Origin of the sequence: Streptomyces albofaciens JCM 4342, from assembly GCF_008634025.1 — a bacterium.
Taxonomy (GTDB): Bacteria; Actinomycetota; Actinomycetes; order Streptomycetales; family Streptomycetaceae; genus Streptomyces; species Streptomyces albofaciens.
This window is the reverse complement of sequence record NZ_PDCM01000002.1, coordinates 3,329,081-3,348,300: the sequence shown is the minus strand read 5'-3', so window position 1 is coordinate 3,348,300 and position 19,220 is coordinate 3,329,081. Positions and strand designations below refer to the sequence as shown.

Annotated in this window: 17 protein-coding genes; 9 read left to right on the top strand and 8 right to left on the bottom strand. The window is 70.7% G+C overall.

The genetic code is table 11. The features are described from left to right. Positions 1 to 27: 27 nt before the first annotated feature. Positions 28 to 1,698, bottom strand: coding sequence for a fumarate hydratase (locus CP973_RS34425; RefSeq protein WP_150247825.1), 1,671 nt, complete (start codon positions 1,696 to 1,698; stop codon positions 28 to 30). A gap of 171 nt (positions 1,699 to 1,869) precedes the next feature. Between CP973_RS34425 and CP973_RS34420 the strand changes: the two genes are divergently transcribed. After that, positions 1,870 to 2,685, top strand: a complete 816-nt coding sequence (locus tag CP973_RS34420; RefSeq protein ID WP_150247823.1) for a DUF1707 SHOCT-like domain-containing protein — start codon at positions 1,870 to 1,872, stop codon at positions 2,683 to 2,685. A 360-nt stretch (positions 2,686 to 3,045) separates the two neighbouring features. Further along, positions 3,046 to 3,405: a WhiB family transcriptional regulator gene (locus tag CP973_RS34415; protein ID WP_063807882.1), complete on the top strand. Its 360-nt coding sequence runs from the start codon at positions 3,046 to 3,048 to the stop codon at positions 3,403 to 3,405. Between the two features lie 112 nt (positions 3,406 to 3,517). Here CP973_RS34415 and glpX read toward each other — a convergent pair whose 3' ends face one another. Continuing rightward, positions 3,518 to 4,549: a class II fructose-bisphosphatase gene (gene glpX / locus CP973_RS34410; RefSeq protein WP_150247821.1), complete on the bottom strand. Its 1,032-nt coding sequence runs from the start codon at positions 4,547 to 4,549 to the stop codon at positions 3,518 to 3,520. A 209-nt stretch (positions 4,550 to 4,758) separates the two neighbouring features. Here glpX and CP973_RS34405 point away from each other — a divergent pair, with 209 nt between their 5' ends. Next, the gene (locus CP973_RS34405; protein WP_150250695.1) at positions 4,759 to 5,295 is read left to right on the top strand and encodes a DUF4245 domain-containing protein; all 537 of its coding nucleotides are present in this window, start codon (positions 4,759 to 4,761) and stop codon (positions 5,293 to 5,295) included. Between the two features lie 225 nt (positions 5,296 to 5,520). Here CP973_RS34405 and CP973_RS34400 read toward each other — a convergent pair whose 3' ends face one another. The 4 genes from CP973_RS34400 to CP973_RS34385 all read right to left on the bottom strand — a co-directional run bounded on the left by CP973_RS34400 (position 5,521) and on the right by CP973_RS34385 (position 9,848). Then, positions 5,521 to 6,114: a malonic semialdehyde reductase gene (locus tag CP973_RS34400; RefSeq protein WP_150247819.1), complete on the bottom strand. Its 594-nt coding sequence runs from the start codon at positions 6,112 to 6,114 to the stop codon at positions 5,521 to 5,523. A gap of 456 nt (positions 6,115 to 6,570) precedes the next feature. Further along, positions 6,571 to 6,867, bottom strand: a complete 297-nt coding sequence (locus tag CP973_RS34395) for an exodeoxyribonuclease VII small subunit (RefSeq protein WP_150247817.1) — start codon at positions 6,865 to 6,867, stop codon at positions 6,571 to 6,573. Positions 6,868 to 6,877: 10 nt separating this feature from the next. After that, complete coding sequence (xseA, locus tag CP973_RS34390; protein ID WP_150247815.1) at positions 6,878 to 8,113, bottom strand: exodeoxyribonuclease VII large subunit; 1,236 nt, start codon at positions 8,111 to 8,113, stop codon at positions 6,878 to 6,880. A gap of 244 nt (positions 8,114 to 8,357) precedes the next feature. Next, positions 8,358 to 9,848 (bottom strand): APC family permease, encoded by a 1,491-nt coding sequence (locus tag CP973_RS34385; RefSeq protein WP_208853353.1) that lies wholly within the window; start codon positions 9,846 to 9,848, stop codon positions 8,358 to 8,360. A 429-nt stretch (positions 9,849 to 10,277) separates the two neighbouring features. On the opposite strand from CP973_RS34385, the gene CP973_RS34380 reads away from it, so the two are divergent. Both CP973_RS34380 and ppgK read left to right on the top strand, forming a co-directional pair. Then, complete coding sequence (locus CP973_RS34380; protein WP_150247813.1) at positions 10,278 to 11,321, top strand: 4-hydroxy-3-methylbut-2-enyl diphosphate reductase; 1,044 nt, start codon at positions 10,278 to 10,280, stop codon at positions 11,319 to 11,321. A 29-nt stretch (positions 11,322 to 11,350) separates the two neighbouring features. Further along, a complete protein-coding gene (ppgK, locus tag CP973_RS34375) occupies positions 11,351 to 12,253 on the top strand; it encodes a polyphosphate--glucose phosphotransferase (RefSeq protein WP_150247811.1) in 903 nt (300 codons plus the stop codon). On the opposite strand, the gene CP973_RS40260 is transcribed toward ppgK, so the two are convergent. Beyond that, positions 12,219 to 12,908, bottom strand: coding sequence for a DUF6542 domain-containing protein (locus CP973_RS40260; RefSeq protein ID WP_167538564.1), 690 nt, complete (start codon positions 12,906 to 12,908; stop codon positions 12,219 to 12,221). The two genes, ppgK and CP973_RS40260, sit on opposite strands and share 35 nt — an antisense overlap. Before the next feature lie 744 nt (positions 12,909 to 13,652). Here CP973_RS40260 and ychF point away from each other — a divergent pair. From ychF to CP973_RS34350, 3 genes are all read left to right on the top strand, one after another. Beyond that, positions 13,653 to 14,741: a redox-regulated ATPase YchF gene (gene ychF, locus CP973_RS34365; protein ID WP_150247809.1), complete on the top strand. Its 1,089-nt coding sequence runs from the start codon at positions 13,653 to 13,655 to the stop codon at positions 14,739 to 14,741. 355 nt (positions 14,742 to 15,096) lie between these two features. Next, the gene (locus tag CP973_RS34355) at positions 15,097 to 15,486 is read left to right on the top strand and encodes a hypothetical protein (RefSeq protein WP_150247807.1); all 390 of its coding nucleotides are present in this window, start codon (positions 15,097 to 15,099) and stop codon (positions 15,484 to 15,486) included. 125 nt (positions 15,487 to 15,611) lie between these two features. Then, entirely contained in the window at positions 15,612 to 16,574 is a 963-nt protein-coding gene (locus CP973_RS34350; protein ID WP_150247805.1) for an alpha/beta fold hydrolase, read from the top strand. On the opposite strand, the gene CP973_RS34345 is transcribed toward CP973_RS34350, so the two are convergent. Beyond that, on the bottom strand, positions 16,571 to 17,293 hold the full coding sequence (locus CP973_RS34345; RefSeq protein ID WP_150250691.1) for a PIG-L deacetylase family protein: 723 nt from the start codon (positions 17,291 to 17,293) through the stop codon (positions 16,571 to 16,573). The genes CP973_RS34350 and CP973_RS34345 overlap by 4 nt on opposite strands. A gap of 328 nt (positions 17,294 to 17,621) precedes the next feature. Here CP973_RS34345 and CP973_RS34340 point away from each other — a divergent pair, with 328 nt between their 5' ends. After that, positions 17,622 to 18,374: a GntR family transcriptional regulator gene (locus tag CP973_RS34340; protein WP_150247803.1), complete on the top strand. Its 753-nt coding sequence runs from the start codon at positions 17,622 to 17,624 to the stop codon at positions 18,372 to 18,374. Positions 18,375 to 19,220: the final 846 nt, after the last annotated feature.

The window sequence follows — 19,220 nt, the reverse complement described above, 5'->3', positions numbered from 1 at the left end:
GAACCGCCCGGCGGAACCGTGGGGCGGTCAGGCGGTGCGCACCGGAATGCTCGTGAACGTGGGCGCCGGCGCCGGGTCCTGGAAGAAGTCGTTGCCCTTGTCGTCGACGACGATGAACGCCGGGAAGTCCTCGACCTCGATCCGCCAGACCGCCTCCATGCCCAGCTCCTCGTATTCGAGGACCTCGACCTTCTTGATGCAGTCCTGCGCCAGGCGGGCCGCCGGGCCGCCGATCGAGCCGAGGTAGAAGCCGCCGTGCGCGGCGCACGCGTCGGTGACCTGCTTGGAGCGGTTGCCCTTGGCCAGCATGACCTTCGAGCCGCCCGCCGCCTGGAACTGCTCGACGTAGGCGTCCATCCGGCCGGCCGTGGTCGGGCCGAAGGAGCCGGACGCGTAGCCCTCGGGGGTCTTCGCCGGACCCGCGTAGTACACCGGGTGGTTCTTCAGGTACTCCGGCATCTCCTCGCCCGCGTCCAGCCGCTCCTTGATCTTCGCGTGCGCGATGTCGCGCGCGACGACCAGCGTGCCGGTGAGCGACAGCCGGGTCTTGACCGGGTGCTTGGTCAGCTCGGCCAGGATGTCGTCCATCGGCTGGTTCAGGTCGATGCGCACGGCGTCGAGGTCCGGGCCCGCGCCCTCGGTCAGCTCCTCCTCGGTCGTCTCCGGCAGGAAGCGCGCCGGGTCCTTCTCCAGCTGCTCCAGGAAGACGCCCTCGGCGGTGATCTTCGCGACGGCCTGGCGGTCCGCGGAGCAGGACACCGCGATGGCGACCGGGCAGGACGCGCCGTGCCGGGGCAGGCGGACCACGCGTACGTCGTGGCAGAAGTACTTGCCGCCGAACTGCGCGCCGATGCCGATCTTCTGCGTCAGCTCGAAGACCTTCTCCTCCAGCTCCTTGTCCCGGAAGCCGTGGCCGGTGGGGGAGCCCTCGGCGGGCAGCTCGTCCAGGTAGTGCGCGGAGGCGTACTTGGCGGTCTTCAGCGCGTACTCGGCGCTGGTGCCGCCGACGACGATCGCCAGGTGGTACGGCGGGCAGGCGGCCGTGCCCAGCGAGCGGATCTTCTCCTCCAGGAACTTCATCATGGAGGCCTCGTTGAGGACCGCCTTGGTCTCCTGGTAGAGGAAGGACTTGTTGGCCGAGCCGCCGCCCTTGGCCATGAACAGGAACTTGTACGCGTCCCCGTCGGTGGCGTACAGCTCGATCTGCGCCGGCAGGTTGGAGCCGGTGTTCTTCTCGTCCCACATGGTCAGCGGGGCCATCTGCGAGTAGCGCAGGTTCAGCTGCGTGTACGCGTCGTAGATGCCGCGGGACAGGGCCTCCTCGTCGCGGCCCTGGGTCAGCACGTTCTGGCCGCGCTTGCCCATCACGATCGCCGTACCGGTGTCCTGGCACATCGGCAGCACGCCCGCCGCCGCGATGTTGGCGTTCTTCAGCAGGTCCAGCGCCACGAAGCGGTCGTTGGCGGAGGCCTCCGGGTCGTCCAGGATGCGGCGCAGCTGGGCGAGGTGGGCCGGGCGCAGGTAGTGCGAGATGTCGTGCATCGCCTCGGCGGCCAGCTTGCGCAGCGCCTCCGGCTCGACCTTGAGGAATGTGCGCCCGTCGGCCTCGAAGGTGCTCACGCCCTCCGAAGTGACGAGACGGTAGGGGGTGTTGTCCTCGCCTACGGGGAGCAGGTCGGTATAGGCGAACTCCGGCATCTGGGGTCATTCCTCACTCTGCGGCGGTTTTCGGCTGACATCTGCGGCAGCGCCTGAACAGCGTAGAACCCCCACCCGCGGTTGCTGTTGTGAGGTAAGGCTCACCCGGGGCGCGAACGGGACCGTGCGTCCCCTAGTCGCGATCTATCGCGTTTCGGTACGCTGCTGCCCGTGGACGAATCGTCGCTCGCCAAGCGAGCCCAGCAGCCGGTGAACCTGACCAAGCCCGTGGCGGAGGCCGAGATCCGGGCCTCCGACGCCGACCGGGACCGGATCGCGGAGATCCTCCGCGAGGCGCTGGCGGTGGGACGGCTGGACGCGGAGGAGCACGCCGAGCGCATCGACCTGGTCTACCGCGCCAAGACGATGGGCGAACTGGAGCCGCTGGTGAGGGACCTGCCCGCGGAGGGCGGCGGCCCCCGGCAGCAGCCCGCCGCCGCGTACGGCGACGGAACGGGCGCCGCGCCGCCGGACCAGACCATGGTCGCGATCTTCAGCGCCTCGACCCGCAAGGGCCGCTGGCGGGTACCGGGCCGGATCAACGCCGTCGCCGTCTTCGGCAGCGTGGAGATCGACCTGACCGAGGGCATCTTCCAGCAGCAGCAGATCCAGATCAACGTCACCGCGATCTTCGGCAGTGTGGAGATCCGGGTGCCGGAGAACGTCACGCTGCGCAGCAGCGGTTCCGGCGTGCTCGGCGCCTTCGAGGTCGAGACGAACGAGTCGGTCGAGGGCGACGCGCCGATCGTCCAGGTCAACGGCTACGCGGTGCTCGGCAGCGTCGAGGCCAAGGCCAAGCGCGGCAAGTGGCTGCGCGACCTGCGCGACGATCTGCGCGGCGTCCGGCGCGCGTGGCAGGAGCAGCGGCGCGACGAACGGCGGGCGATCCACGAGCAGCGCCGGGACGGGCGCCGGGCCTGGCACGAGCAGCGCCGGGACGAGCGGCGCGAGCGGCACGGCCGTCTGCACGGGGGGCGTTGGGACTGACGGGGCTGCCGGTGGGGGCGGTGCCGGTGGAGATGGTGCCTGCGGCGGGGGAGGCTGCGGCGGGAGCTGTGACGGTGGAGGCTGTGACGGGAGTCGGTGAAGGCGGCGCCCGTGGCCGGTCGGGGTGCGACGGGTGGGACGGGGAAAACCGGGCGGACGGTGGTCTTCCGGACTGCGGGAAGGTCGAATTCACCACGCTTCCGCACTGCTCAAACGCCGTTCGCAACCGTGTGCATAAGCACGCGTACAGCGGGTAGGGCTGGTGCATCGTCTCTCGTACGGCTGCGGGGTGCGAAAAGTCGTGCGCAGCGAGACGGGCAAGGGTGACTCTTTCGCCGAAGCCGTCGTCAGGAGTAGACCGTGCTGCTACCGCATCAGCCTCTGCAGGACACCGCAGTTGTTCCGCCCCAGCGGGTTCCCTCCCGCGAAGAGGCCGGTCCCTGGCACGCGGAGGCGGTGTGCCGCCGTGACGAGGCGGGACTGTTCTTCGCACCGTCCAAGGAGCCGACCGCCGCACGCCTGGCGCGGGAGGAAGCCGCCAAGCGGGTCTGCGCCCGCTGCCCCGTGATGATCGAATGCCGGGAGCACGCCCTGGTGCAGCCGGAGCCCTACGGAGTGTGGGGCGGTCTGACCGCCGCCGAGCGCCGGGTCGTGCTCGCGCGCCGTCGGCGCCGGGAGACCGAGCTGCAGCGCTCGGCCCGGATGCAGGCCGCCGGCTGAGCGGCCCGTGCACCCGGCACGTGTAACGGGCCGGGACCCCGCCGAGTGTGACGGCGGAGTCCCGGCCCGATCGCTTGTGCGCGCCGACCGGCCGTCGCCGGTCCGGCCGCCGCTAGCTGGGGCGCTCGAAGTCGACCGAGCTGTACGCGCGCAGCTTGGCGAGCCGGTGCTCGGAGTCGACCCGGCGGATCGTGCCGGACTTGGAGCGCATCACCAGCGACGAGGTGGTCGCCGTCTCGGCGCGGTAGCGCACCCCGCGCAGCAGCTCGCCGTCGGTGATGCCGGTGGCCACGAAGAAGACGTTGTCGCCGCGGACCAGGTCGTCGGTCTGCAGCACCTTGTCCAGGTCGTGCCCGGCGTCGATCGCGCGCTGCCGCTCCTCGTCGTCCTTCGGCCACAGCTTGGCCTGGAGGGTGCCGCCCAGGCACTTGAGGGCGCACGCGGCGATGATGCCCTCGGGCGTACCGCCGATGCCCAGCAGCAGGTCCACGCCGGTGCCCTCGCGAGCCGCCATGATCGCGCCGGCCACGTCGCCGTCGGAGATGAACTTGATCCGGGCGCCCGCCTCCCGCACCTCCTTGACCAGGCCCTCGTGGCGCGGCCGGTCCAGGATGACGACGGTGACGTCCTCGACGGCGGACTTCTTCGCCTTGGCGATCCGGCGGATGTTGACGCCGACCGGCGCGGTGATGTCGACGAAGTCGGCGGCCTCCGGTCCGGTGGCCAGCTTGTCCATGTAGAACACCGCCGACGGGTCGAACATGGCGCCGCGCTCGGCGACGGCCATCACGGAGACCGCGTTGGCCATGCCCTTGGCGGTCAGCGTCGTACCGTCGACCGGGTCCACGGCCACATCGCACTCGGCACCGGTGCCGTCACCGACCCGCTCGCCGTTGTAGAGCATCGGGGCGTTGTCCTTCTCGCCCTCCCCGATGACCACGACGCCGTTCATGGAGACGGTGTGGATCAAGGCGCGCATGGCCTTGACGGCGGCGCCGTCGGCGCCGTTCTTGTCGCCGCGCCCGACCCAGCGGCCCGAGGCCATGGCTCCGGCCTCGGTCACCCGGACGAGTTCCAGTGCGAGGTTGCGGTCGGGAGCCTCGGGGCTGACCTCGAGTTGGGACGGCAGATGATGCTCGGTCATCGAGCGCACCTTTCTGTACGGCGACGGCCGGAATGGTGAGGGTGGCTATGACTTTATCGGTAGGTCGCCAGAATGAGCAGTGGGCCCTACGCATGAGCAGTGTTAACGCGCTGTACGGGCGTGTCTCCGCGGTGCGCGCGCCGGGCGCCGAACGGCGGGGGCATGTCTTCGCGGGGCCGGGCATGGGGGACGATAGGGACGTGGCAGGTATGCGAGGCAAGCAGACGGTTCGGGACATGGTCCTGTCGATGGCGGTGATCGGCGCCCTCGTCGCGGGCATCTATCTCTTCATCCCGCACGACGACAGCCGGTCCGCCGAGGTGGGCGCGGTCAAGACGGTCGACTACCGCGTGGAGCTCGCGACCGCCCGGCGTGCCGCGCCGTATCCGGTCGCCGCCCCCAAGGGCCTGCCCGAGGGCTGGCGCGCCACCTCCGTCACGTACAAGGCGAGCAACGACGGCAAGGGCGGCGCCTGGCACCTGGGCTTCCTCGACCCCGAGCAGGAGTACGCGGCGCTGGAGCAGAGCGACGCGCCCGCGAAGAAGTTCATCCAGGACGTCACGCTGGGCGCCGAGAAGGCGCCGGGCAAGCAGGCCGTCGGCGGCGTGAAGTGGGACCGCTACAAGGGCGAGAAGTACCGCGCGCTGGTGCGCGAGGAGGAGGGCGTCACCACCGTCCTCACCGGCACCGCGCCGTACGGGCGGCTCGCGGAGCTGGCCGCGTCGCTGGAGGCCAAGAAGGGCTGACGGCCTGCCCTGCCGGACGGCTCTGGCTGTACGGCTAGGTCGGTGAGGCTTTGGCGGTATGGCTCTGGCTGTACGGCTAGAGCGGTGTGGCTTTGGCGGTATGGCTCTGGCTGTACGGCTAGAGCGGTATGGCTTTGGCCGTACGACTTTTCCGCACGACGAGGCCGCCGCACTCGGAGTGGGTGCGGCGGCCTCGTCGTATGCGGGGTCCTGAGCGGGAGGGGCTCAGACGGTGGTCACGGCCTCGTCGAAGCTCAGACGGGGCGAGCGGGGGAAGAACGCGTCGGCGCCCGGCTTGCCGATGTTGATGACCATGAAGGACTTCTGCTTGCCGTCGCCGAAGAACTCCTTGTCGATGCCGGCGAAGTCGAAGCCGGTCATCGGGCCGGCGGCCAGGCCGGCCGCGCGGATGCCGAGGATGAGGTAACCGGCCTGCAGCGTCGCGTTCTGGGCGCCGGCGACCTCGCGGACGGACAGCTCGGAGAAGTAGGCGTCCTTGATGCCCGGGGCGTGCGGGAACAGGGTCGGCAGCTTCTCGTGGAAGTCCAGGTCCGTGGAGAGCACCAGGGTCAGCGGCGCGCTCAGCGTCTTCGGGCCGTTGGCGCCCATGGCGTACTTGACCAGGCGCTCACGGGCGTCCGCCGAGCGGACCAGGGTCAGCCGCAGCGGCGACTGGTTGAAGGCGGTCGGCGCGTACTTCACCAGGTCGTAGATGGCCTGCACCTGCTCGTCCGACACCGGCTCGTCGGTGAACGAGTTGGCGGTCTGGGCCTCGCGGAAGAGGAGGTCCTGGGCGGCGGCGTCGAGCGCGAGAGACATGAGGGCACCTCGGTGGGTCGGGGTTTTTCCGTGTTCGGTACCAACCCTAACCGAGATAGATTAAGTTTCAACTAATACCGGGGAATCGTGACTCGGTTCACAAAGTGGGGTGTGGTGCGGATGCGGCGCGGAGGGCGGTGCCGGCGCCCGTTACCGCGGGCATGGCCGTGTGCGTGTCCTATGTGTGTCCACGCTTGCCGTATGTGTGCCGTGCCGTATGTGTGCGGGGGGCGGTGCCGACCCGCAGTCGTACGTCAACGTGTCGGCCCGTGGCCCGTGGCCGTACGCACACCGCGTCGGCCCGCAGCCGTACGCCACCGTGTCTCGGCTCCCAGGCGTACGCCACCGCGTCGGCCCCCAGCCGTATATACGTACGTACATGGCTCAGCCGGGCGGCTCGCCCCGTACCCGCGCAGCCGACCGCTCCCGGGCCGTCGCCGGACCGCTATCGAGCCCCTACTCGGCCGCCGCCTCGGCTTCGTCCTCGTCCTCGGCCTCCTCCGCCAGCGCCGCGTCCAGCCGCGCCCGCGCGCCGTCCAGCCAGCGGCGGCAGACCTTTGCCAGCTCCTCGCCGCGCTCCCAGAGCGCGAGGGACTCCTCCAGGGTGGTTCCGCCGGCCTCCAGGCTGCGGACGACCTCGATCAGCTCGTCCCGGGCCTGCTCGTAACCGAGCGTGGAACCCTCCGGCTGGGCCGCGTCCGTCGCGCCCGCCGCGCCGCCCGCCGCCGTGTCGTCCGTCTTCACCTTCGCCATGGCTCCCACCCTAATCCTGGGGTCCGACATCGGACGGTGCGCCGGAAACCCGTACCCGGAACTCGCCCTCGGCGACCCGGGCTCGCAGCTCGTCCTCCGGCGCGACCTCGTCGGGCGAGCGCACGGCCGAGCCGTCCGGCCTCTGGAGCACCGCGTACCCGCGCTCCAGGGTGGCCTTTGGGGAGAGGGCGACCACCCGCGCCAAAGTGTGCGACAGCTCGGAGTCGGCCCGGTCGAGCAGATGCCCGAGCGTCCGCCGACCGCGCTCCAGCAGCGCCGTGACCTGGTCCTCGCGCTCCTCGACCATCCGGTGGGGCCGCTCCATCGAGGGCCTGCTCAGCGCCGCGGCCAGGCCGCGCTCCTCGCGGTCCAGGAAGCCGCCGACCGCGCGCAGCGCCCGTTCCCGCAGCTGCTGGATACGGGCGAACTCCTCGCCCACGTCCGGTACGACCTTCTTCGCCGCGTCCGTCGGCGTCGAGGCGCGCAGGTCGGCGACCAGGTCGAGCAGCGGTGAGTCCGGCTCGTGGCCGATCGCGGAGACGACCGGCGTACGGGCCGCGCCGACCGCTCTGACCAGCTGCTCGTCCGAGAACGGCAGCAGGTCCTCGACGCTGCCGCCGCCGCGCGCCACGATGATCACGTCGACCTCGGGCAGCGCGTCCAGCTCCTTGACCGCCTCGATGACCTGGGGCACCGCGTGCACCCCCTGCACCGGTACGTTGCGCACCTCGAAACGGACCGCGGGCCAGCGCAGGCGGGCGTTCTCCAGGACGTCGCGCTCGGCGGCGCTGGCCCGCCCGCAGACCAGGCCGATCAGCTGCGGCAGGAACGGCAGCCCGCGCTTGCGCTCCGCCCGGAACAGGCCCTCCGCGGCGAGGGACTTCTTCAGCTGCTCCAGCCGGGCCAGCAGCTCGCCGACGCCCACCGGCTTGATCTCGGCGGCGCGCAGCGAGAGCTGGCCGCGCGGCGCGTACCACTCCGGCTTGGCGTGCACGACGACGCGCGCGCCCTCGCTCACCACGTCGGCGATCTTGTCGAAGACCTGGCGGTAGCACGTCACGCTGACCGAGATGTCGTACGACGGGTCGCGCAGCGTCAGGAAGACCACGCCGGCGCCCGGCCGCCGGGACAGCTGCGTGATCTGGCCCTCCACCCAGACGGCACCCAGCCGGTCGATCCACCCCCCGATGAGCCGCGACACCTCGCCGACGGGGATCGGCGCCTCCGCAGACGTCCTCACACTCATGCCACGAGCGTATAGGCAGGCACTGACAGCGCTGGGCGGCGCGGAGCGGGGGGAGGGGAGCGCGGCGGGGCGGGGCAGTACCAGGCCGACCGCGTACAGGCCCGTTTCCGGCGTGGGCGGCCGCTCACCGTTCGACGGTGCCCGCCCCTAACCGTTCGACGGCGCCTGCCGCTCATCGTTCGACGGTGCCCGCCGCTCACCGCTCGGCGTCGCCTGCCGCTCACCGTTCGACGGTGCCTGCCGCTCACCGCTCGGCGTCGCCCGCCGTACCGCTCCTCCTGCGCCCGTACTGCACGGCCAACACCACCAGCCCCACCACCAACCAGACGGCCCCGACGGTCTGCGCGGTCCCGGACGCTTCCACGATCACGGCGACCACCACCGCCAGGCCCAGCAGGGGCACCAGGACGTGCTTGAGGACGTTCGGCCGCTCGGCCCGCTTGCGTACCCAGAACCATCCGATCACCGAGGCGTGCAGCAGCCCGAAGGCGGTCAGCGCGCCCACGTTGACGATCGAGGAGAGGTGGTCCAGGCCGTCGTCGCGGCGGGCCGCCCACACCGCCGCGACCAGCGTCACCACCGCGGCGCCCAGCAGCGCCCGCCGCGGCACCCCGCTGCCCGCGTCCACCTTCGACATCGCGCCCGGCAGCCGCCGGTCCCGCGCCATCGCGAACAGCAGCCGCCCGGCCGCCGCCTGCCCCGCCAGCGCCGCGAACGCCGCGCCGATCGCCTTGCTCGCCGCCACCAGCTTCTGCAGCCACTCGCCGACGGCCGTGTTCGCGGTCGTGTAGAAGGCGTCACCCTGCTCGGCGGGGTTCGCCGCCAGCTCGGCCGCCGACATCGGCGCGAGCAGTGCCGCCAGGTAGGTCTGTACGGCGAACAGCACACCCGCCAGCACCAGGCAGGTCAGCACGGCCCGCGCCACCCGCGCGGAACTCCCCGTGGTCTCCTCCGCGAACGCGGCGATCGCGTCGAACCCCAGATACGACAGCACCGCCACCGACACCGCGGCCAGCACCGCGCTCGTCGAGAACCCGCCCTCACCGGTCAGCGGCACCGACCACCCGCGCCGCGCCCCGTCCGTGGCCAGCACCCACACCGCCGCCACCACGAACACCACCAGCGCCGCCAGCTCCATCGCCAGCACCACGAACCCGGCCACCGCCGCCGTCCGTACCCCCATGAGGTTCAGCAGCGTGGTGACGACCACCGCGAGCGCCGTCCACACCCACTGGTGCACGGACGGCACCAGCGCGTGCATGGCGATGCCGGAGAAGAGGTACGCCACCGCCGGGATCAGCAGGTAGTCGAGCATCGCCATCCACCCCGCGACGAAGCCCGCGCCGTCGCCGAGCCCGACCCGCGCGTAGGTGAACACCGAGCCGGCCTGCGGGGCGACCCGCACCATCTGCGCGTATGAGTACGCGGTGAAGGCCATCGCGACGGTCGCCACGATGTAGACGACGGTGATCGCGCCGTGCGACTTGGCCTGGAGCGTGCCGAAGATGCCGACGGGCGCCATCGGGGCGATGAACAGCAGCCCGTAGACGATCAGGTCCCGGAAGGTCAGCGTGCGCCGGAGCCCGGCGTCGGTGGACGCGCCGGGGGGCCCACCGGCGGACGGTGGCGGGGAGGGCGCGCTCGGCGGGGAGGGCGGATTCGGCGGGGAGGACGGATCTGGTGTGGAGGACGGCTTCGGCCGGGAGGGCGGGTTCGGCTCGGACGGTGCGCTCATGACGGTCACTCCAGCGGGGGACGTACGTGCCGACGATGATCGTCGGCTGCCTTCCAGCTTCCGGCAAGCCCGCGCCCCGGGTGAGGTGACGCGCCAGGGGAGGGGACATGTCAGGGGAGACCGGTACCGGCCGGGCCGGAAGAGCCGGAACCGGGCGTGTCGGAAGGGAACGAAAACCGGGCGTGTCAGAAGGGCCCGCACCGGACGTGCCAGAAGGAACCGGAACTGGAACCGGAACCGGGCGTGCCAGGGGGAGTGACCCGGCGAGGACGCGGTCCTGCCCTCGTACAGCACGCCCCTTGCCGTACGGCGCGCCCCTTACCGTACGGCGCACCTCCCGCCACCCGGTTCACTCCGGTGCGCCTGCCGCCACCGGGTTCACTCCGGCGCGCCCCACGGCAGCACGAACCCCGAAGTGCGCCCCGTACGATGGATCGTATGACTGCTGCTACGCCCAGCCCGTCGCCCGCCAGCGCTCCGGACGGAGCCGCCACGCCGCGCGAGGACCGCCGCCGGGTCCTGCTCGCCGCGCCGCGTGGTTATTGCGCGGGCGTGGACCGTGCCGTGATCGCCGTCGAGAAAGCCTTGGAACAGTACGGCGCGCCCGTCTACGTGCGCCACGAGATCGTCCACAACAAGTACGTGGTCAAGACCCTGGAGAAGAAGGGCGCGATCTTCGTCGACGAGACGGCGGAGGTGCCGGAGGGCAACATCGTCATCTTCTCCGCGCACGGCGTCGCGCCGGTCGTCCACGACGAGGCCAAGCGCGGCAAGCTCGCCACCATCGACGCCACCTGCCCGCTGGTCACCAAGGTCCACAAGGAAGCCGTCCGTTACGCCAAGGAGGACTACGACATCCTCCTGATCGGCCACGAGGGCCACGAAGAGGTCATCGGCACCAGCGGCGAGGCCCCCGACCACATCACCCTGGTCGACGGCCCGGAGGACGTGGCGAACGTCGAGGTCCGCGACCCGGACAAGGTCGTCTGGCTCTCCCAGACCACCTTGTCGGTCGACGAGACCATGGAGACGGTCGACGCCCTGAAGGGCCGCTACCCGAACCTCCTCTCCCCGCCCAGCGACGACATCTGCTACGCCACGCAGAACCGCCAGACCGCCGTCAAGCAGATGGGCGCCCAGGCGGACCTCGTCATCGTGGTCGGCTCCAAGAACTCCTCGAACTCGGTCCGCCTGGTCGAGGTCGCCCTCGGCGCGGGTGCCGGCGCCGCCCATCTGGTCGACGGCGCCGAGGAGATCGACGAGAGCTGGCTGGAGGGCGTGACCACCGTAGGCCTGACCTCCGGTGCCTCCGTCCCCGAGATCCTGGTGCACGGCGTTCTGGACTGGCTCGCCGAGCGCGGTTACGAGGACGTCGAGACCGTCAAGGCCGCCGAGGAGTCCATCACCTTCTCGCTGCCCAAGGAGCTGCGCCGCGACCTGCGCGCCGAGGCGAAAACCGCGGCCGAGGGGTGAACCCACCGGTTCATGCCTAGCCTCTAGGCATGAAGGTCTTTGGTGTGGACATCGGCGGGTCGGGCATCAAGGGCGCTCCGGTCGACCTGGAGCGCGGCGACCTGGCGGACGAGCGGTTCAAGGTGCTGACCCCGCATCCGGCCACCCCGGACGCGGTCGCGGACTGCGTCAAGCAGGTCGTGGACCATTTCGGCTGGTCGGGGCCGGTCGGCGCGACGTTCCCCGGCGTGGTGACCGACGGCGTCACCCGTACGGCGGCCAACGTCGACAAGGGATGGATCGACCGGAACGCCGCCGCGCTGCTGGCCGGCCGCCTCGGTGACGGGACCGGCGGCTGCCCGGTCACCGTCCTCAACGACGCGGACGCGGCGGGCGTGGCCGAGATGCGCTTCGGCGCGGGCCGGGGCCGCCGCGGCACGGTCATCGTGCTCACCTTCGGCACCGGCATCGGCAGCGCCGTCTTCACCGACGGCGAACTGGTCCCCAACACCGAGCTGGGCCACCTGGAGCTGCACGGCCACGACGCCGAGAAGCGGGCGTCCACCAAGGTCAAGGACGACGAGGACCTGAGCTGGCAGGAGTGGGCGCACCGCGTGCAGAAATACCTCGCCCACGTGGAGATGCTCTTCTCGCCCCGGCTGTTCGTGATCGGCGGCGGCGTCAGCCGCAAGGCGGCGAAGTTCCTGCCGCTGATCGAGGGCATCCGGGCGGAGATCGTGCCCGCGCAGCTCCAGAACAACGCGGGCATCGTGGGCGCGGCGATGGCGGCCGGGGGCGCGAGCCGGGACGGTGCGGCGGCCCCGGCCGGCGCCGGCGCGTCAGCGGGCCCCCTGGCCACCCCCGCCTCGTCCTCGTCCTCGTCCCCTCCCCCCGACGGCTCTACCTCTACCTCTACGTCTACGTCGCAGGTCGGCTGGCCGGCCGATCCCTGACCTGGCCCGCCCGTGGCCCGGGGCTGCGGGGGTGGTGCGACCCCTGGGCCAGCCCCGGCCGCTGCCCTGGGCCCGGCCCCTCGTCCACCTGCCCGCGCCTCCGCTGCCATCGCCCGGACACCGGGCCCGACGTCTGGCCGGGGGGCTTCCCGGCCGCGCCGCTCGCGCCCTTGCCCTTCCCGGACTCCCGGCTCTGCGCCCGCGCCACCTGTCGCTGCGCCTGCCGCTCGGCCTGCCGCCGCGCGATGGCCGCCGCCTTCCGTACGGCGACGATCAGCGCGCAGACCAGCGTCCCCGTGAACAGCCAGCCCGCCTGTGTCGCCAGCACCGTGAAGACGCCCATCAGCAGCCCGGCGAACCCGCCCGTGTGGTGGCTGATCGGCACGGTGCCGAGGGTGAACATGATCGGCAGCGCGATCGGCGCCGTGATCAGGTCGTACGGCCGTACCCACAGCCCGGCGCACACGCTCACCAGGACGAAGCAGACCCCGTACGCCGTCGGCGCGCCGTCGAACAGCAACTGGTCGAAGAAGGCGAAGGCGAACAGGACGAGGGTGCCGAGCAGGCCGCAGCCCAGGCCGGTGAGCCGGGGCGAGGGCAGCCGCGCGGCGGCCGAAGCCAGCGGCGCCAGCGGGCCGCGCCGGCGGGCCCGCACGCGATAGACGGTCGAGGTCTCGCCGCCGGGCCCCGCCGCGCCCGGCGCACGTGGGGCACCCGGTCCGCCCGGGGCCCGCGGGGCACCCGGGGTGTTCGCCGCGCCCCGGGCGTCCGGAGCGTTCGGCGGCACGGCCTCCGCGGGACGGGGAAGCCGTGCGTCCTGGCCCGCTGCCGGACGAACGGTCCGGGGCGGACTGTGCTGAGGGCTGCGCGCTCTGTGTTGCTCCACTCGGCAACGGTAGGCCGCCAAGTGGGATTAATCGGTTACAGGACACGCGTTTCGACTGACCTGACCGGACCATTCGGCGTACAAATCACCTGATGGGTGTGACGCAACGTACGCGAAGGAGGCCTTGCGCCGCCGTGACCGGGGCGTGCCCCCGCCCTGTACGACCGCCCGTACCTCCACGGCCGGGGGCGTGCCCGTCCCGTATGACCGCCCGTACCTCCACGGCCGGGGGCGTGCCCGTCCCGTATGACCGCCCGTACGACCGCCTGGTACCTCCACCGCCCGGGATGTGCCTCCGCCCCGCATGACCGCCCAGTACCCGCACCGCCCGGGGCATGCCCCTACCCCGCACGACGCCCGCACCTCCACCGCCCACCCGGGGCCCTTCCCCCGCCCCGTAGACTGGACGACCGGTCCTCCATGGACCGCACCCCTTACGGCCGCCCCGGCCCCGCAGCGGGCCGTACGCACCGTCGCCCAGTCCACTCGCATCCTCTCCGGGAAGTCGCCACCGTGTCGCTCACGATCGGAATCGTCGGTCTGCCGAATGTCGGCAAGTCGACCATGTTCAACGCCCTGACCAAGAACGACGTGCTGGCGGCCAACTACCCGTTCGCCACCATCGAGCCCAACGTCGGCGTCGTCGGCGTCCCCGACCCGCGGCTGGCCAAGCTGGCCGAGATCTTCGGCTCGCAGAAGATCCTCCCGGCCACCGTCGACTTCGTCGACATCGCCGGCATCGTCCGCGGCGCCTCCGAGGGCGAGGGCCTGGGCAACAAGTTCCTGGCGAACATCCGCGAGTCCGACGCGATCTGCCAGGTCATCCGCGCCTTCAAGGACGAGAACGTCGTCCACGTCGACGGCAAGGTCTCGCCCAAGGACGACATCGAGACCATCAACACCGAGCTGATCCTCGCCGACCTCCAGACCATCGAGAAGGTACTGCCGCGCCTCCAGAAGGAGTCGCGCATCAAGAAGGACGTGGCCCCGAAGGTCAAGGCGGTCGAGGAGGCCAAGGCCATCCTGGAGGAGGGCCGCACCCTCTTCTCCGCCGGCATCGTCCAGGGCGCCGAGAACTCCGAGCTCCTGCACGACCTCCACCTCCTCACCACCAAGCCCTTCCTCTACGTCTTCAACGTCGACGAGGACGAGCTGACCGACGAGGACTTCAGGAACGAGCAGCGCGCCCTCGTCGCCCCCGCCGAAGCCATCTTCCTGAACGCCAAGCTGGAAGCCGACCTGGCCGAACTCGACGAGTCCGAAGCCCTCGAACTCCTCCAGTCCGTAGGCCAGGAAGAACCCGGCCTCGCCACCCTCGCCCACGTAGGCTTCAACACCCTCGGCCTCCAGACCTACCTCACCGCCGGCCCCAAGGAAACCCGAGCCTGGACCATCAAGAAGGGCGCGACGGCGCCTGAGGCGGCGGGTGTGATTCACACCGATTTCCAGAAGGGCTTCATCAAGGCCGAGGTGATCTCCTTCGACGACCTCGTCGAAACGGGCTCCGTAGCCGAAGCCCGCGCTGCCGGAAAGGCGCGCATGGAGGGCAAGGATTATGTGATGCAGGACGGGGATGTGGTGGAGTTCCGCTTCAACGTCTGACCGGACGCTTCAGCTTCTCTCGCGTTTGCAAGGGCCGGCTCCTTCGGGACCGGCCCTTTGGCGTGCTCTTCTTCAGCCGCGGCGCTGAGCCGGGACGAGACCGTCCAGGGCGAGGCTGATCGGTCGTTGAGCCGGATGGTCATTTTCCGCTCGACCTCGAAGTCGGTCGGTGCCTGCGCCATGAGCGCGGTGGGCAGGGCGGCGATGAGACGGCTGTGCCGGGAGTGATGGTACCCGGCTGCACCGTGGCAATGCCGGCGTGGAATTCAGGTCACGAGCCCGGCGCACAACGGCTCGCGTGCCGGATTGCGTGCGCCCTGTTCAAGGGGAAATGCCGAGGGTATATTTCGTGAATATGAGGGGGATTCGTGCGTACTGGGGTTATGTAGCCGCCGGTGTCTTGGTTGCTGCCTGGGGTAATGGTGGGTCCGGGCTGCTCATCATCATTCTGTCGTTGGCCGTCAGCGCCTTTGCGCTGTTTCAGGTTCCGACATGGTGTGGTGCTGTGAATCGTGACGGGAAAACGTACTGCCGGAAAAATGCTGCGGGCATCCTCATGGGGTGCGAACTTCGTCAGCACAGGTGGCAGAAGATGAAACTGATCGTCTTGCGCAGCAAAGCTGGCGATCTCACGCAAGCAGTCTTTCCCAACGCCAAGGAGAAGTTCGCCGGGGTGATCGCTGTCGGCGGGCTGGTTTCCGCGGTCGCTGCCGTTGTCGTACCCCAGGTCACTGGGCAGAGCTGACGCGGGACGTCCCGGCATGGTGCGGTTCGCCGGGTGCGGTAGATCCATTATGGGCCGCGCGGGGGCCGGAAATCTACGTTCTTGCGGATGATCTTGGGAGGTTTTCGGCGGCCTAGCGTGGGGGCATGACTGCTGCGCATGACGTTGAGGACATTCGGGTTGCCGCGCCGGACGGTGTGGAGATCGCTGTGCGGGATCACGGTGGGGACGGGGTGCCCCTGCTTCTTCTGCACGGGGCCGGGCGGAACCTGGTGGATTGGGAGCTTGTGGCGCCGCTGCTGGTGGCTGAGGGGCATCGGGTGGTGGCCATGGACTTGCGGGGGCATGGGAAGTCCGGGGGTGGGGAACGGCCTTGGACGTTTGAGGCGGCGGTCGCGGATGTGGCGGCCGTGTTGGAGAGGTTCGGGATTGCGGATGCCGTGGTGGTGGGGCACTCGTTGGGTGGGATGGTCGCGGCTTGTTGCTTGGAGGAGCTGGACGGGACGCCTGGTGCGGTGAACCTGGATGGGCACGGGATGGGGCGGCCCGAGCAGTATGTGGGGTTGGAGAGGGCGTATGTGGTGCGGCGGTTGGCGGAAGCTCGGGAAATTGCTGAGGCGGCGATGGGGCGGCCCTTGCCGGGAGGTGGGCTGGAGGGCGTGTTGGCCTATAACGCTGCTATGGCGGAAGAGTTGGGTATATCGGCTGGGGTGTTGGAGGCGGGGGTGCGGCGGGGAACTGTGTGGAATGCGGAGGGGGAGGTTTATCTGCGGCCTGAGCGGGTGGCGGGGCTCGGGATGCAGGAGGCCATGGCGGGGATTGATTTGTTCGGGCTTTATCGGCGGGTGCGGCGGCCTTTGTTGATCGCGCGGGCGTTGCGGCCCAATCCCTCTACGCCCGGTATGCCTTGGGTGGATGAATTGATGGCGGCGTATGTGAAGGGGTTGCACGCCGATTTGGACGAGTTGGCGCGTAGCGAGAGGTGGGTCGAGGTGGTGGGGGTGGACGCCACGCATGCGATGTTGCTGCAGCGGCCGCGGGAGGTCGCTGGTTTGGTGGCGGATTTTGTCCGGCGTGTGGGGGCGGGGGAGTGGAAGGCCCGGTCTTAGCGGGGGTAGAGCTGGAAAAGGGTGGCGGGGGTGCCGCGGTACTGGTCGCCTGCCTGGCGCAGCATGGGTTCGAGGAAGCCGCGGGCGTAGGCGGCCGGGTCCTGGCCGGCGCCTTCCAGGCCGGTGATGTACGCGCGGTGCTCGGCCAGGGAGGCGACGGCCCGCTCGATACCGGGGCCGACCTCCTTCGCGTGGGTGGGGTACGGGGACCCGGCCACCGCCACCCACCGGACGCCGTCCCAGGGGGAGAGACCGGGTTCGGATGTCAGATCGGGGAAGATCCAGCGGTTGCCGGCGTCGCCCGCCGCGTCCAGGGCGGCGCGGCCCACCACCCGGTGGTCGGGGGTGTTCCAGGCGACCTCGCCCCAGGTGTCGTGGTGGTTGAGGGTGATCAGCAGTTCCGGGCGGTACCGGCGGATGGCGGCCGACAGGTCGCGCCGCAGCGGCAGCCCGGCCTCGATGACGCCGTCCTGGTGCCCGTCCAGGAACTCCACCGTCCGTACGCCGACCACGGCGGCGCTCGCCCGCTGCTCCGCCTCGCGGATCGTGGCGCACTCCTGGGGGCCGAGGCCGTCGATCCCCGCCTCACCGCGCGTGACCAGGAGGTACGTGATCTCGCGGCCGGCCGCCGTCCACTCGGCGACGGCGGCGGCCGCGCCGTATTCGAGGTCGTCGGGGTGCGCGACGACGGCGAGGGCGCGCTGCCAGTCCTCCGGCATGGGGGAGAGGGGAGGAGCGGAGGGCAGTTCGGTGCCGCTGTGGGTGTCGTCGGGCACGGTGGGCTCCTTCCCGTACCGCTCGGGCGCCGATCGGCGCGCAGGGCGTGTCGTACCGGGCTGTCGGCCGACGTGTCGTACCGACTTTCGCACGAAACGTACGGCCGCGCCGGGCCGCCGGGAAAGCGCGTCTTGAAGTGGCCAACTTCGATGATCGGCACCTTGGTTGAGCTGGGCTTCATCACTTCGAGTGAATTACTGGCCCAGGCTTGCGGTCAACAACGCGCGGTTGCCACGCTGTTGCTGACTGTCAAGCTGTTGGGAGGGGCATGTGCCTTTCGGTGAGCAGCCCGCGTACCTCCGCGTCGCCGGCGACCTGCGCCAGAAGATCGTCGAAGGTGTGCTGCCCCCGCACACCCGCCTCCCCTCCCAGGCGCGCATCCGCGAGGAGTACGGCGTCTCCGACACCGTCGCCCTGGAGGCCCGCAAGGTCCTGATGGCCGAGGGGCTGGTGGAGGGCCGCTCCGGGTCCGGGACGTACGTACGAGAGCAGCCCGTCCCGCGCCGCATCGCCCGCGCCGGCTACCGCACCGGCGTGGGCGCCACACCGTTCCGGCAGGAGCAGGCCGACGAGCGGGTGAAGGGCACCTGGGAGTCCAGCAGCGAGCGGGAGGAGGCCGGCCCGGTCGTCGCGTCCCGGCTGCGCATCCAGGTGGGCGACCGGGTGATGCGCACGCGTTATCTCTTCCGCGCGGAGGGTGAGCCGTCCATGCTCTCGACCTCCTGGGAGCCGCTGGACCTGACGGGACGCACCCCGGTCATGCTGCCTGAGGAGGGTCCGCTGGCCGGGCGCGGCGTGGTGGAGCGGATGGCGGCCATCGACGTGATCGTGGACAACGTCGTCGAGGAGGTCGGCGCGCGTCCGGGCCTGGCGGAGGAGGCCATGGCGCTGGGCGGGGTGCCGGGCCACGCGGTGCTGGTCATCTCGCGTACGTACTTCGCGGGTGGCCGCCCGGTGGAGACCGCCGACGTCGTCACGCTCGCCGACCGCCATCGGGTCGCGTATCACCTGCCGGTGCATTAGCGGGTGCATTAGCGGGTGCACTGGCTGGTGCGATAGCGGGGCGCGGTAGCGGGATGCGATGGCCAGTGCAGTAGCCGATGCAATGGCCGGTGCGATAGCCGGTGCATTGGAGGCCGGGGCGGGATCGCGCCGGGGCGCCTGGTGGTGGTCGCCGGTCCACGGGGCGCTTGGTGGTGGTTGTTGGTCTATGGGGCGCTTGGTGGGGGTCGCTGGTTCACGGGGGCGCTTGGTGGGGTCGCCGGTCCACGGGGCGCCTGGCGGTGGTTACCGGTTCACGGGGCGCTTGGTGGCGGAGCCCGGTCCATGGGACGCCTGGCGGCGGTTGCGGGTCCAGCCGGGCCCGGTCGGCCGTGGGTCCCCGTAAGGCTCTACCGGTCCGCTGCCTGTCTGTCCCACCTGCCTGTCCCACCTTTCTGCCCGCTGGCTCGCCCGCCCGCTCCCGTCCGTCGGCTCTCGCCCGCTCCCGTCCGTCGGCTCTCGCCCGCCACCTCTCAACCCACCGCCCCCGTTCCGGCGCCCCGTTCCGCCCCCCGAAGGGAGCCCCCGAAGAGACCCCCAGAAGCCGCCCTCCACCACATTCAGCGCCTCCTTCCCACCCCATCAATGGCCGAAACCCGTTCCCTCAGAGCAATTTCGGCGGTTCCAGACCCAAGATCGCACGTTGCGTACTGACGCGTAACCCGCAAGTAGCCACCCCCTAAAAGGGTGTATGTCCGGATTTGCCCAGCCAATTGTTGTGTTGGAAACCTCACACACCTTCAGCCAGACCCGAGTTTTGACCCCGCTTGGGAATCCGATCTTCCAATTCGCTCTTACGATGGCGAAGTTTGTGCACGGCACGGGGGA

What these genes read in the sequence shown, in the direction of transcription:
- CP973_RS34350 (WP_150247805.1), top strand. Translation starts at nt 15,612, where the DNA reads ATGACTGCTGCGCATGACGTTGAGGACATTCGGGTTGCCGCGCCGGAC.
- CP973_RS34425 (WP_150247825.1), bottom strand. Translation starts at nt 1,698, where the DNA reads ATGCCGGAGTTCGCCTATACCGACCTGCTCCCCGTAGGCGAGGACAAC.
- ppgK (WP_150247811.1), top strand. Translation starts at nt 11,351, where the DNA reads ATGAAGGTCTTTGGTGTGGACATCGGCGGGTCGGGCATCAAGGGCGCT.
- CP973_RS34345 (WP_150250691.1), bottom strand. Translation starts at nt 17,293, where the DNA reads ATGCCGGAGGACTGGCAGCGCGCCCTCGCCGTCGTCGCGCACCCCGAC.
- CP973_RS34355 (WP_150247807.1), top strand. Translation starts at nt 15,097, where the DNA reads ATGAGGGGGATTCGTGCGTACTGGGGTTATGTAGCCGCCGGTGTCTTG.
- CP973_RS34385 (WP_208853353.1), bottom strand. Translation starts at nt 9,848, where the DNA reads ATGAGCGCACCGTCCGAGCCGAACCCGCCCTCCCGGCCGAAGCCGTCC.
- glpX (WP_150247821.1), bottom strand. Translation starts at nt 4,549, where the DNA reads ATGACCGAGCATCATCTGCCGTCCCAACTCGAGGTCAGCCCCGAGGCT.
- xseA (WP_150247815.1), bottom strand. Translation starts at nt 8,113, where the DNA reads ATGAGTGTGAGGACGTCTGCGGAGGCGCCGATCCCCGTCGGCGAGGTG.
- CP973_RS34395 (WP_150247817.1), bottom strand. Translation starts at nt 6,867, where the DNA reads ATGGCGAAGGTGAAGACGGACGACACGGCGGCGGGCGGCGCGGCGGGC.
- CP973_RS34380 (WP_150247813.1), top strand. Translation starts at nt 10,278, where the DNA reads ATGGATCGTATGACTGCTGCTACGCCCAGCCCGTCGCCCGCCAGCGCT.
- CP973_RS34405 (WP_150250695.1), top strand. Translation starts at nt 4,759, where the DNA reads ATGCGAGGCAAGCAGACGGTTCGGGACATGGTCCTGTCGATGGCGGTG.
- CP973_RS34400 (WP_150247819.1), bottom strand. Translation starts at nt 6,114, where the DNA reads ATGTCTCTCGCGCTCGACGCCGCCGCCCAGGACCTCCTCTTCCGCGAG.